The sequence below is a fragment of the Streptococcus suis genome, from assembly GCA_002831545.1.
GTDB lineage: Bacteria > Bacillota > Bacilli > Lactobacillales > Streptococcaceae > Streptococcus > Streptococcus suis_P.
On record CP025095.1, the window covers coordinates 2,177,884 to 2,191,120 of the forward strand.

10 protein-coding genes are annotated in these 13,237 nt (G+C 41.2%); 8 read left to right on the forward strand and 2 right to left on the reverse strand.

The features are described from left to right. Window positions 1–25: 25 nt before the first annotated feature. On the reverse strand, window positions 26–1,597 hold the full coding sequence (locus CWM22_10780; GenBank protein ID AUC92345.1) for a peptide ABC transporter substrate-binding protein: 1,572 nt from the start codon (window positions 1,595–1,597) through the stop codon (window positions 26–28). Between the two features lie 291 nt (window positions 1,598–1,888). Here CWM22_10780 and CWM22_10785 point away from each other — a divergent pair, with 291 nt between their 5' ends. From CWM22_10785 to CWM22_10795, 3 genes are all read left to right on the forward strand, one after another. Then, the gene (locus CWM22_10785) at window positions 1,889–4,138 is read left to right on the forward strand and encodes a 5-methyltetrahydropteroyltriglutamate--homocysteine S-methyltransferase (protein AUC92346.1); all 2,250 of its coding nucleotides are present in this window, start codon (window positions 1,889–1,891) and stop codon (window positions 4,136–4,138) included. 3 nt (window positions 4,139–4,141) lie between these two features. Then, window positions 4,142–5,002, forward strand: coding sequence for a methylenetetrahydrofolate reductase [NAD(P)H] (gene metF / locus CWM22_10790; GenBank protein ID AUC92347.1), 861 nt, complete (start codon window positions 4,142–4,144; stop codon window positions 5,000–5,002). A gap of 325 nt (window positions 5,003–5,327) precedes the next feature. Further along, window positions 5,328–6,449, forward strand: coding sequence for an IS110 family transposase (locus tag CWM22_10795; protein AUC92348.1), 1,122 nt, complete (start codon window positions 5,328–5,330; stop codon window positions 6,447–6,449). A 670-nt stretch (window positions 6,450–7,119) separates the two neighbouring features. Here CWM22_10795 and CWM22_10800 read toward each other — a convergent pair. Continuing rightward, window positions 7,120–8,580, reverse strand: coding sequence for an NCS2 family permease (locus CWM22_10800; GenBank protein ID AUC92892.1), 1,461 nt, complete (start codon window positions 8,578–8,580; stop codon window positions 7,120–7,122). A gap of 345 nt (window positions 8,581–8,925) precedes the next feature. Between CWM22_10800 and CWM22_10805 the strand changes: the two genes are divergently transcribed. From CWM22_10805 to CWM22_10825, 5 genes are all read left to right on the forward strand, one after another. Beyond that, on the forward strand, window positions 8,926–9,741 hold the full coding sequence (locus CWM22_10805; GenBank protein ID AUC92349.1) for an HAD family hydrolase: 816 nt from the start codon (window positions 8,926–8,928) through the stop codon (window positions 9,739–9,741). A gap of 221 nt (window positions 9,742–9,962) precedes the next feature. Then, complete coding sequence (locus CWM22_10810) at window positions 9,963–10,955, forward strand: PTS mannose transporter subunit IIAB (protein ID AUC92350.1); 993 nt, start codon at window positions 9,963–9,965, stop codon at window positions 10,953–10,955. Between the two features lie 49 nt (window positions 10,956–11,004). Further along, entirely contained in the window at window positions 11,005–11,811 is an 807-nt protein-coding gene (locus CWM22_10815; GenBank protein ID AUC92351.1) for a PTS mannose/fructose/sorbose transporter subunit IIC, read from the forward strand. A gap of 21 nt (window positions 11,812–11,832) precedes the next feature. Next, window positions 11,833–12,744, forward strand: a complete 912-nt coding sequence (locus CWM22_10820) for a PTS mannose family transporter subunit IID (GenBank protein AUC92352.1) — start codon at window positions 11,833–11,835, stop codon at window positions 12,742–12,744. A gap of 63 nt (window positions 12,745–12,807) precedes the next feature. Further along, the gene (locus tag CWM22_10825) at window positions 12,808–13,182 is read left to right on the forward strand and encodes a DUF956 domain-containing protein (GenBank protein AUC92353.1); all 375 of its coding nucleotides are present in this window, start codon (window positions 12,808–12,810) and stop codon (window positions 13,180–13,182) included. Window positions 13,183–13,237 lie beyond the last annotated feature (55 nt).

Sequence of the window (13,237 nt, forward strand, 5' to 3'; positions counted from 1 at the left end):
TGCTGGTCATACCAGCATACAAAGACTATTCAATTGTTAACTTCGACGGATCTTCAAATGTATAAATTGGAATCAAACCCGCTTCTTCTACATTTTTCACACGATTGTTCACCGCCAACACTTTCTTGTTATCAACGATTGGGTAGATAGCAGCTTGGTCAGCCAGTGTCGCTTGCAAATCATCATAGATTTGTTCGCGTTTTGTTTGATCCAATTCAACAGCTCCTTGTTCAAAGAGGCTATCCACTTCGTTTGAAGACAATTTGAAGTAGTTTGAAGCTCCACCTGTTTTGAATAGGCGGGCATATTGATCAGGGTCATTTCCCATGATATAGCCACCCAAGAAGAGGTCATAAGCTGTTGAACCTTCTTTTTTCAACTCTGTAAAGAGTGCTGTAGAGTCCCCACCTGCCAATTCAACTGTCACACCAATAGCTGACAATTGTTGTTGAATTAAGGTAGCCTGTAAGGTTTGAGCTGCATCAGAACCTGCATAACCAAGATTTAAAGTCAAATTGCTAACACCTGCTTCAGATAAGAGTTGTTTTGCTTTTTCTAGATTCTGCTCATATTTCTCAACATCTTCGGTCACATATGGATTGGCAACTGGCAAGAATGAATATGGATTTTCATAGTATTTTTTATCCAAGTAAGCAGCTTGGTTAAACTCTTCTTTATTTAAGGCATACAGCAAGGCTTGACGAACTTTTACATCCTTCAATTCTTCAGTCGAAGTATTGAGCCCAAGATAACCGACACGATTCTCACTATAGGCATAGGTTGTGATAGTATCCGTACTCAAATCTTGAATATCAGAAGGAAGGACAAATGCCGCGTCCACTTCACCTGTTTGTAAGGCTACTTTAGTCGTATCAGCACTTTCAATTATCCTCAAAACAAGGTTATCAATTTCAGCTTTTCCCTTGTAGTAGTACTCATTAGCAGCAAGTTTGATATATTCACCATGCTTGTATTCTACAAACTTGTACGGACCAGTTCCCACTGGTGTCGCTGTCAATTGGCTTGCTGAGAAGTCTGCCTCATCCTTGAAAACGTGCTGTGGAATAATGTATGTTTCCGTAACAATATTGTCCAAGGCTGGTGCAGAAATAGCTGGAAGAACGAATTTAACCGTGTAATCATCCAACTTTTCAAGCGTAACTGGTTGGTCGTTTATATAAAGACCGTCTGAACCACCATTTTCCTTTTTAATTTTTTGTTCATAAGTAAAGATGACATCATCAGCATTGAAACTTTCCCCATCAGACCACTTGACATCTTGACGGAGTTTAACGGTGATACTTAGACCATCTTCGGCAACTTCATAGGAATCTGCCAATTCATTTACATAAGTACCATCTGCTTCAACACGAATAAGTGGAGAGTAAATAAAGTTAGTTAAGGTTAAGCCCCAACGGTCACTAGTGTTGATTGGGTTTGTCGAACTAGGATCTCCATTAATTGCATAAGTAAAAGTTTCCGAATCGGCAACTGAGTTTGAGCTTGATGAGGCAGTTGATGAACCGCTACTAGCACAAGCTGCCAAGGTTAGTACCGCTACTGTAGATAATAAGCCTGTGAGCCACTTCTTTTTCATAGCACTTCCTCCAATTTCAAAAAGTAGTACTAGTCTATCAAGGATTTAAAATTTTGACAAATATATAATATTTATCAACTCATAAAGAAAAACTATAACGATACTATCTACCCTGTTTTATGAAGTGTTGAAAAAGAAAATAGTTGCATTATATAGTAGACATTCTAAACACGAAATCCATACCAAGGTTGTTATAACTAAAAACTATAACAACATCTAATTTTTTACAATTATACAAGAGTCGTTTTTTCTGTTAGGATAGGGGCATAGAAATATTTTGGAGGAAAAACCATGACTACTACTATTATCGGCTTCCCACGTATCGGAGAACACCGTGAGTTAAAATTTATTACTGAAAAATACTTTAGAAATGAAATTCCACAAGAAGAGCTTTTGGAAGCAGCTAAAGACTTACGTGCTAAGCACTGGAATATTGTTAAAGAAGCAGGCATTACTGAAATCCCAAGCAACGACTTCTCCCACTATGACAATGTTTTGGATGCAGCTGTTCTCTTCAACATCGTACCTAAAGCAGTACAGAACCTTGACTTGACCGACCTTGAAAAATACTTCGCTCTTGCACGTGGTTATCAAGGAGAAAAAGGGGACGTGCGTGCTAGACCCATGAAAAAATGGTTCAACACCAACTACCACTATATCGTTCCAGCTATTGCAAAAGACACAGAAATCAAACTAGCTGGTCATAAGATTTTCGATGAATTCCAAGAAGCAAAGAACTTGGGCATCACAACTCGTCCAGTTTTGATTGGTCCATTCACACTCTTACAATTAACTGATTTTGAAGAAGGTTTAACTGCTACTGATTTCGCTGATAGCTTAGTTGCAGCCTACGGACAAGTCTTTGAAAAATTGGCAGAGCTCGGTGCTGAAAAAATCCAGTTAGACGAGCCTAGCTTGGTCAAGGACTTGACTGCAGAAGAAAAAGCCCTTTTCCTAAACATCTACCAAACACTCTTGGCAGACAAGAAAGGCTTGCAAGTCCTTATTCAAACCTACTTCGGCGATGTGCGTGATATTTACACAGAATTGACCAGCCTCCCAGTTGATGCCATCGGCCTTGACTTCGTTGAGGGAAAAGAAACTGCTGCCCTTGTTGCGACAGGTTTCCCAACTGACAAGACCCTCTACGCTGGTATTGTAAACGGTAAGAACATCTGGCGTAACAATTATGAAAAGAGCCTAGCTGTTTTGGAGGCTATCCCTGCTGAAAATCTTGTCTTGACAACTTCTTGCTCACTACTTCATGTACCATTTACAACAGCCAATGAAGAATTTGAACCAGCTATCCTCAACCACTTTGCCTTTGCAGTTGAAAAACTGAGCGAATTGCGTGATTTGGATGCTATTCGCAATGGACAAGGCGAATCTGCTCTCACAGCTAACAAGGAACTCTTTGCCCTTGAACGTGTGGGGCGTGACACAGCGCTTGCTGATCGTTTGGCAGGATTGACAGATGCAGACTACACTCGCCTTCCAGTCTTTGCGGAACGTGAAGCCATTCAACGCGAAAAATTGAACCTGCCACTACTTCCAACCACTACTATCGGTTCCTTCCCTCAAACCAAGGAAGTTCGTAGCACACGCTTGGCCTTCCGCCGTGGAGATATTACCGAAGCTGAGTATGATGCCTTTGTAGAAGCTCGTACGGATGAGTGGATCAAGTGGCAGGAAGAAGTTGACTTCGATGTCTTAGTTCACGGTGAGTTTGAACGAAACGACATGGTAGAGTACTTCGGCGAAAACCTGTCTGGCTACCTCTTTAGTAAAAACGGTTGGGTACAATCATACGGTATGCGTGGGGTAAAACCACCAATCATCTGGGGTGATGTAACACGCTTGAACCCAATTACTGTCAAATGGTCTAGCTACGCTCAAAGCCGTACAAATAAACCAGTCAAAGGTATGTTGACAGGACCTGTAACCATCCTCAACTGGTCATTCCCACGTGAAGATATTTCTATCAAAGAATCGACCCTTCAAATTGCCCTTGCTATCAAGGAAGAAGTTCTCGACCTTGAAGCAGCGGGTATCAAGATCATCCAAATCGACGAAGCAGCCCTTCGTGAAAAACTACCACTCCGTCGTAGCGACTGGTACAGCGAGTATCTTGATTGGGCAATCCCTGCCTTCCGTTTAGTACACTCAACTGTTGCACCAGATACACAAATTCACACTCACATGTGCTATAGCGAATTTACTGACATCATTCCTGCCATCGACAATATGGATGCGGATGTTATCTCCTTTGAAGCCAGCCGTTCAAATCTTGTTATTCTAGATGAACTCAAGGCTAAAAATTTCCAAACTCAGGTAGGTCCTGGTGTCTATGACATCCACTCTCCACGTGTCCCTGCCGTTGATGAAATTGCACACACCATCCAAGCCATCCTTGCAAAAGTACCGAAAGAAAAAGTTTGGATTAACCCAGACTGCGGACTCAAGACTCGTGGCGAATCAGAAACAAAAGCTAGTCTTATCCACTTGACCCAAGCAGCTAAGGCAGCAAGAAAGGAACTCTAATTTATGATTGGTCAAACCCCAAGTCTCTCATTTGAAATTTTTCCTCCAAAACCAGCAGTAGGCAATGAAAAGATTATCCAAACTCTCGATGAGATGCAAGGTTTGGCCCCTCATTTTATCAGTGTTACATGCAGCAATAACAATTTGAACGTAGAAGAGACGACTGTCAAGTTGGCTAACCATGTTCGCAATGAATTGCATATTCCAACTATCGCACATTTGCCAGCTGCTTACTTGACAAAAGAAAAGGTCCGATCCGTTCTTCATTCTCTCGATGAAATTAGTGTGCATCAGATTTTAGCACTTCGTGGCGATATTATTGAAGGTCTTCCCCCTAAAGAGGACTTCCAGTATGCAACTGACTTGATTTCCTTTATCAAGGAAGAAGCCCCACATTTTGACATTATTGGAGCCTGTTATCCAGAAGTACATCCAGAATCACCAAATTCTGTTTCAGACATCAAAAATTTGAAAAAGAAAGTTGATGCCGGTTGCTCAACCTTGGTAACTCAACTCTTCTTCGATAACGAAGCATTTTATAACTTTCAGGAGAAATGTTCTCTAGCAGACATCGAAGTGCCTATTATCGCAGGTATTATGCCTATCATCAACAGGAATCAGGCACTTCGACTCTTGAAAACCTGTGAGAATATCCGCCTCCCTCGTAAATTCAAGGCCATCTTGGAAAAATACGAGCACAATCCTGAATCCCTACGCGCAGCAGGTCTGGCCTATGCTGTAGATCAGATTGTTGACTTAGTGACCAATGATGTCGCAGGTGTTCATCTTTATACCATGAACAATGCCGAAACGGCCCGCACCATCCATCAAGCAACTCATTCGCTATTCAAACATTATAGTTAGAAAACTCCCCTGAGCCCAAGCTCAGGGGTTATTCTATGCCCTGTGACTCCCAAAGACTACATGATAATTTTTTCACCCCATCATGACATTAATCCAGCAGATGTCTAGGTATGTGACATCTTGCTTACAATAACGAACAGCCATTTAAAATACAGTCACAAGGAGTAAAAATGGCACTAAGAGGAGACAGAGAAGCGATGAAATGGAAAAATATAGACAATATGTAAAGACCCCCAGTTGAGAATTCGTGGATTTACCTGTACACTAGAATAAAAAAAACAATCAACTTCTAACAGGAATTACCACACTCAATTGGAGGTCTTATATGTTTCATTTTACCACACTTTTCATCGGAATGGATGTTCACAAAGAAAGTTTTTCACTCTGCTATTATGATATGATGGCGAATCAATTCAAACATAGCACTAAAGTTGGTCCAAATGTTAGCTATATTGTGAACTATGTGAATGAGCTTCGTCGTTTATATGGTCAAGATGCAGAAGTGTTATGTGGCTACGAAGCCGGATGTCTTGGATTTACCCTATATCACCAGCTACAAGCTCACGGGATTCCCTGTATCGTGATGGCGCCTACAACGGTGATGAAGGAAGGATCTAAGCGTGTTAAGACTGATAAAAAAGATGCAGCTCAGCTCGCAAAAGCTCTGGCCTTTCGTAGCTATCGGCCTGTTCATATTCCTACTGTTGAGGATGAACAAGTCAAAGAATATATCCGCATGAGAACAGACCACAAAGTGGCTCTGAAGAAAATCAAACAACAAATTCTTGCCTTCTGTCTCCGACATGATTTTCGCTATACCGAGGGAAGCAGTAATTGGACACAGAAACATGTCCGCTGGCTCCATTCCCTAAATCCTGATGGACTTTACGCAGAGATTTTGACAGAATACCTATTGACCTATGAGAAATTAGTAGATCAAATAGAACGGTATGATGCGCGAATTGAGCAACTGGGTCAAAGCGACAGTTATCAAGAGAAGGTCTCATGGCTCTCTTGCTTTATTGGCATTAAAACACTAACCGCACTTTCCATTGTGACGGAAATCGGTGATTTTAACCGCTTTGCGACAGCTCAACATTTTGCTTCCTATCTTGGGCTAACTCCTAACGAAAATTCTAGCGGTGACAAGGAGAGAAGAGGTGCTATCACCAAAGCTGGGAATAGCCATGTGAGACGACTTCTGATAGAAGCTGCACAATCATTGGCTAAGGGGACGATTGGGTATAAATCCAAAGAATTGAAACGGAGACAAAGTGGAAACCGAGTGGAGGTGATTGCTTATGCGGATAAGGCTAATGAACGCTTAAGAAGACGTTATCGCACACTTGTTCTAGGAAAAAATAAGAAACAAAATGTTGCTAAAACAGCTATTGCACGAGAATTGTCTGGTTTTATTTGGGGGATGATGACAGGAAGAATAGCTTGAAGTTAGCGCTTGTTTTCATGTACACTTTTGACCATTAAGTTTTATCATCGCAGAGCGATGAGGAATCCCTATTTCTATCCAAAATCACTGGGTGAATTTGGACAGAAATAAGGATTGAAATCATGTTTGAATGGAAAGTATCTTGAAGGAGTTTAGGACTTCAAGGTTTGAGTCATCTACGAAATGACTAAGTGGCACAATTGTGATCCACGCTTATAGAGAGTAGGACTCGCGGCAGAACCATTGACCTGTAGGTAACCAATCCACGAATATCAGAGTGGCCAATGCCCGAAGCTAAGAACTAGGCTCTTTCTAGATACTTTTCATTTTTTAATCAGTTCGATTGTTTTTACTTGACAAAGGGCTTTACATATCAGTCATTTGAATTAACTTTGATACATCGTCACTTTCGGCTTGCCGTACTCAACGAAAGTGACTTACATCGCAAGTCTTATTTCCAACCTAGAACAGCCTCTAGGCTGTTCTAGCAACCTGCACCTCAGTTCCTTGTCTGAAAGCTAATTCATTCGACTATAAACTCCATCCGTTTACAATTTACAATATTCAATACAGCATTCTGCTGAATAAATCACATTGATTCCCATATATTTTAATCGTAAATAAAAAAACTGACCTTCAAATGAAGATCAGTTCAAGGATAATAAACAGATTACAAGATGGCTAGAATGATGAAATTCAGAATAAATAGAGCTGTGGCACCCCAAAGGATTGGATGAATTTCTTTAGCCTTACCTGTCGAAACTTTTACCAAGCAATAGAAGATAAAGGCTGCTGCAATACCGTAAGAGATAGAGAAGCAAAGCGCCATGAAGAAGGCTGCAAAGAAGGCTGGAAGAGCGTCTTCAAACTGGCTCCAATCAACATCAAGGAAGGATGAAACCATCATAACACCGACGATAATCAAGGCTGGAGCTGTTGCAGCATTTGGCACAATTCCAATGAATGGTAAAATCAAAATTGATAGTAAGAAGAGAATGGCAGTTGTAACAGCTGTCAGACCAGTACGACCACCTGCAGAGATACCTGCAGCCGATTCAACATACGTTGTTGTATTTGAAGTACCAAATAGTGCACCGATAGAGGTACCAATCGCATCTGCAAAGAGCGCCTTGTCCATCTTAGAGTTAAAGCCTGTACCATTTTCAAGAGCTTTCTCATCTTCTTCTGAGAAAATACCAGTCTTACGACCTGTACCGATAAAGGTACCAAGTGTATCAAAGGTATCTGACAAGCTGAATGCAAAGATAGTCATCAAAACAAGTGGTAGACGGCTTGAGTCAGCAAAGAGCGAAGATAGACCATCAAAAGCCGCTAGGAAAGTTGTACCAAGCTCCGCAAAGGCTGTACCGATGTTATTGTTTGCAAAGTCGATGGTAGAAAGGTCTACAACACCTGCTGGAATACCAGCTAAAGTCGTTGCAATAATACCAATCAAAATTGCACCACGCACGTTCTTAATAACCAGAACAGCTGTCAAAAGAAGACCGAACACTGTCAAGAGAACACTTGGATCTGTAAATGTTGAGATAGATGGGACTACACCACCTCCCGCCAAAACAGAGAAGACACCATTTGAAAAAGTTTCTGCTGTCGCTTCAGCAGGTGCAACACCATTGACAGTGATAATGTCTGAGCCAGAAGTCAGGAAAGTAATCAGGTTTGAATTTTTAAAACCAAGATAGGCAACGAAAACCCCGATACCTCCACCGATGGCATGTTGCAAGCTAATCGGAATCGCCTTGATAATGCTCTTACGAACCTTTGTAACGGTGATAAAAACGTTAAACAAACCGCAGAGGAAAACCATTGCCAAGGCTTCCTGCCAAGTAAAACCAAGACCAATAACCACTGTATAGGTAAAGAAGGCATTCAACCCCATACCTGGTGCCAAGGCGTAAGGTACGTTAGCAAATAATCCCATAACAAGCGTTGATACAGCACTCGCAATAATAGTCGCTAAAAAGACTGCTTGAGTTGGCATACCTGCCACACTCAATACGCTCGGGTTAACAAACAAGATATATGACATGGCAAAGAAAGTCGTAAGTCCTGCCATAATTTCCGTAGAAACAGTCGTTCCTTGTTCTTTCAATTTAAAAAATTGATCCATTTTTTTCATTTCTCCTTTTAATTTACGAACGATAAAAACATTATAATCAAAAAACATTCTAATTTCAAGTTTTTTAATCTTGAAAACGTTATTTCATTAATTTCCAACCCAAAACATTCGTAAATCCCGAACGTTGCAGACTTACAAAAATCTATACAAAATTTATCGCTTCTTTGCTTTTATTATCTCCTTTTGTTATACTGGAAATTATTAGTTCAAGATATGGCTACCTACAAGTCGTATTCTTTGACGCATAAAACAATTTCTCAGCAATCTAGCTACTACCTAAACATTATTCACTATTAAAAGCTAACATAACGAATCTAGAAAGGAATGCTACTAAATATGAAGAAAAAAATCATAGCTATCGATTTGGACGGCACATTGCTCAATAATGATAGCCAATTATCTGATTATACCATCTCAACTATAAAGAAGGTCCGCCAAGCAGGACACACCGTTCTTATCGCCACAGGTCGCCCCTATCGAATGGCTGAAAAATTTTACCAACAGCTAGAACTGGATACTCCCATGATTAATTTCAACGGTTCTTTAGTCCACATCCCTGGAAAGAAATGGCAATGGGAACAAAATATTTTAATCGACAAAAAATACCTACTCGAATTTCTAAAAGAAGAAGAAGAAACATTCGAGGCAGATTTTATTGCTGGTGAATACAAGAATAAATTCTACATCACTCAAAAGAACTTAGACAAGATCGATCCGGCTCTGATGGGGGTTGAACAGATTACTCCAGATACACTCATCAAACCTGAATTAATCACTAGTGATCCTCATTCCATCCTTATGCAGACTCGTGCAACTGATAAGTATGAACTTGCAAAAGAAATGAATGCCTATTTCAAGGATGAGTTAGAAATCAATACGTGGGGCGGACCATTGAATATCCTCGAAACTTGTGCAAAAGGTGTCAATAAGGCAACCGCTCTGAGCTATGTTCTTAACCTCTACCAAGCCACTCCTAGCGACTTAATTGCCTTCGGCGATGAGCACAACGATGTTGAGATGCTAGACCTAGCAGGCACAGCCTATGCCATGAAAAATTGTAGCGATACACTTCGTCCACATGCCGACAGATTGACAGCATTTGCTAATTTTGAAGATGGTGTCGCACGTGAACTAGAAAACCTATTTTTATAGACATCAAAAAACCTGATAAACTGTCAGGTTTTTATCATATTCATTGCATATTTTTATCACTTTTCTGAAACATGATTATGAAAAGTTTTGGAAACATTTTGCACTTTTAACATAATTTCTCTTGACAAATGCACTGAAAACGTTTTATACTGTTATAGTTCGAACATGAAAGCCCATTCAATGGTTTTTACATGAACAAGAAAAATTTAGGAGGATCAATAATGAGTATTGGAATCATTATTGCAAGTCATGGCGAATTTGCTGCTGGTATTCATCAGTCAGGTTCAATGATCTTTGGCGAACAGGATAAAGTACAGGTTGTTACTTTCATGCCAAGTGAAGGACCAGATGATTTATATGCTAAGCTCAATGCTGCCGTGGACGCATTCGATGCCGATGATGAAATCTTGGTTTTGGCTGACCTTTGGAGTGGTTCTCCATTCAACCAAGCAAGCCGTGTAGCTGGTGAAAATCCAGATCGTAAGTTTGCTATCATCACCGGTCTAAACTTGCCAATGCTTATCCAAGCTTACACAGAGCGTATGATTAACGCTGCTGCTGGCGTGGAGGAAGTTGCGGCAAACATTATTAAGGAAGCCAAGGATGGTGTGAAGGTTCTTCCAGAAGAACTACAACCAACTGAAGCCGCTCCTGTAGCAGATGTAGCAACAACTACTCCACAAGGTGCAATCCCTCCAGGAACTGTTATCGGTGATGGTAAGTTGAAAATCAACTTAGCTCGTATCGATACTCGTCTCTTGCATGGTCAGGTCGCTACTGCTTGGACTCCTGCTTCTAAAGCTGACCGTATCATTGTCGCTTCAGATACAGTGGCACAAGATGACCTTCGTAAACAATTGATCAAGCAAGCAGCTCCAGGAAACGTTAAAGCAAACGTCGTTCCTATCAAGAAACTGATTGAGGTTTCTAAAGATCCTCGTTTCGGTAACACACACGCTTTGATTCTCTTTGAAACACCTCAAGAAGCTCTTGAAGCAATCGAAGGTGGTGTAGAAATCAAGGAATTGAACGTTGGTTCGATGGCTCACTCAACAGGTAAAACAATGGTGAACACTGTTCTTTCTATGGATAAGGACGATGTTGCAACCTTTGAACGCTTGCGTGAACTCGGTGTCAAATTCGATGTTCGTAAAGTTCCAAACGATTCACCAAAAGATTTGTTTGACTTGATTAACAAGGCAGATGTTAAATAATAACTGATTAACACTGTGTGATTATCAGAAATATGAAAGGATTATAACTATGTCAGATATTTCAATTATTTCTGCAATTTTGGTCGTTGTCGTGGCCTTTCTTGCAGGTATGGAAGGTGTCCTTGACCAATTCCAATTCCATCAACCAATCGTTGCATGTACTCTCATCGGTCTCGTTACCGGTAACCTTACAGCAGGTGTTATGCTTGGAGGAACTCTCCAACTTGTTGCCCTTGGCTGGTCAAACATCGGTGCTGCGATTGCACCAGACGCTGCCCTTGCTTCTGTTGCTGCCGCTATCATCTTGATCAAGGGTGGTGACTTCTCAGCAACTGCTATCTCAGTTGCTCAAGGTCTTGCTATCCCTCTTGCTGTTGCAGGTCTTTTCCTTACAATGCTTGTACGTACTGCATCTGTTGCCCTTGTACACGGTGCTGACGCTGCTGCAGAACGTGGTGATTTCGGTGCACTTGAGCGCTACCACTTGATTGCCCTTTCACTTCAAGGTCTTCGTATTGCTGTTCCTGCTGCCCTTCTTCTTGCTATCCCAACTGAGGCTGTTCAAGATGCTCTTGAATCTATGCCAGCTTGGTTGTCAGGTGGTATGAACGTCGGTGGTGGTATGGTTGTTGCCGTAGGTTTCGCTATGGTTATCAACATGATGGCTACTCGCGAAGTATGGCCATTCTTCGCTATCGGTTTCGCTCTTGCTGCTGTTAGCCAGTTGACACTTATCGCTCTTGGTGCTATCGGTGTATCTCTTGCCTTCATCTACCTTAACCTTTCTAAAAAAGGTGGAAACGGTGGGGGAGCTGGTTCCAACGACCCAATCGGCGACATCCTAGAAGACTACTAAGAAGAAAGGAAGAACACAATCATGACAGAAAAAATTCAACTTTCAGTAAAAGATCGTAAAGCGATTTGCTGGCGTTCAACCTTCCTTCAAGCATCATGGAACTTTGAGCGTATGCAAAACTTGGGTTGGGCTTACACAATGGTTCCAGCTATCAAAAAACTTTACACTAAGAAAGAAGATCAAATTGCGGCTCTTAAACGCCACATGGAATTCTTTAACACACACCCATACGTTGCTGCACCTATCGTCGGTGTAACACTTGCCCTTGAAGAAGAGCGTGCAAATGGTGCTGACATCGATGACGCTGCTATCCAAGGTGTGAAAATCGGTATGATGGGACCTCTCGCTGGTATCGGCGACCCAGTATTCTGGTTTACAGTACGTCCTATCCTCGGTGCCCTAGGTGCTTCACTTGCTGTGTCAGGTAACATCCTTGGCCCAATCCTCTTCTTCGGTCTTTGGAACGCTATCCGTATGGGCTTCCTATGGTACACTCAAGAGTTTGGTTACAAATCAGGTAAAGAAATCACTAAAGATATGTCAGGTGGTATCCTCCAAGACATCACTAAAGGTGCTTCTATCCTCGGTATGTTCATCCTTGCCGTACTTGCTCAACGTTGGGTATCTATCGGCTTCAACTTCACGGTTTCTGAAGTTCCACTCTCAGAAGGTGCTTACATCGAGTGGGATAAATTGCCAGAAGGCTACGAAGGTATCCAAAAAGCCTTTGAATTGGTTGGTCAAGGTTTGTCACAAACTCCAACTAAAGTTACTACTTTCCAACAAAACTTGAACGGTCTTATCCCAGGATTCATGCACTTGCTTCTTACCTTCCTATGCATGTGGTTGTTGAAGAAAAAAGTTTCTCCAATCACTATCATCGTTGGTTTGTTTGCATTCGGTATCGTAGCTCGCCTATTTGGAATTATGTAATCCATTAAGAAACCCCGCTCATGCGGGGTTTTATGGTATAATAAAACAAGAAATGAGGTAACTATGGCACAATCATTAAATAAACACGTCGAACTATCCACAACAGGCGTTTCCTATCTCAGTCTTGCAGGTGGAACGGTTGGTAAGTTCCTGCTAGGAGATCAAGCTCTGGAATTTTATGCTGATAACAACGTTGAAAATTATGTTCAAATCCCTTGGACATCTATCATTCAGATTGGTGCCAATGTTTCCAATAGAAAAATCAGTCGCCACTTCGAAGTCTATACTGATAGCGGCAAATTCCTTTTTGCTTCTAAAGATTCTGGTAAAATTCTAAAAATTGCTCGTGAACATATTGGCAATGAGAAGGTAGTCAAACTACCAACTCTCCTGCAAATTCTAGGACAGAAAATCTCAAATCTATTTGCAAAAAAATAAAAAATCAAGTATAATCCCGTCTTTGACAGTTTTACAAGACAAAAACCTCCCTAAC

Excerpts from the sequence above, each read along its gene's own strand:
- CWM22_10795 (AUC92348.1), top strand. The coding sequence starts at position 5,328 with ATGTTTCATTTTACCACACTTTTCATCGGAATGGATGTTCACAAAGAA.
- CWM22_10785 (AUC92346.1), top strand. The coding sequence starts at position 1,889 with ATGACTACTACTATTATCGGCTTCCCACGTATCGGAGAACACCGTGAG.
- CWM22_10810 (AUC92350.1), top strand. The coding sequence starts at position 9,963 with ATGAGTATTGGAATCATTATTGCAAGTCATGGCGAATTTGCTGCTGGT.
- CWM22_10825 (AUC92353.1), top strand. The coding sequence starts at position 12,808 with ATGGCACAATCATTAAATAAACACGTCGAACTATCCACAACAGGCGTT.
- CWM22_10780 (AUC92345.1), bottom strand. The coding sequence starts at position 1,597 with ATGAAAAAGAAGTGGCTCACAGGCTTATTATCTACAGTAGCGGTACTA.
- CWM22_10800 (AUC92892.1), bottom strand. The coding sequence starts at position 8,580 with ATGGATCAATTTTTTAAATTGAAAGAACAAGGAACGACTGTTTCTACG.
- CWM22_10805 (AUC92349.1), top strand. The coding sequence starts at position 8,926 with ATGAAGAAAAAAATCATAGCTATCGATTTGGACGGCACATTGCTCAAT.
- metF (AUC92347.1), top strand. The coding sequence starts at position 4,142 with ATGATTGGTCAAACCCCAAGTCTCTCATTTGAAATTTTTCCTCCAAAA.
- CWM22_10815 (AUC92351.1), top strand. The coding sequence starts at position 11,005 with ATGTCAGATATTTCAATTATTTCTGCAATTTTGGTCGTTGTCGTGGCC.
- CWM22_10820 (AUC92352.1), top strand. The coding sequence starts at position 11,833 with ATGACAGAAAAAATTCAACTTTCAGTAAAAGATCGTAAAGCGATTTGC.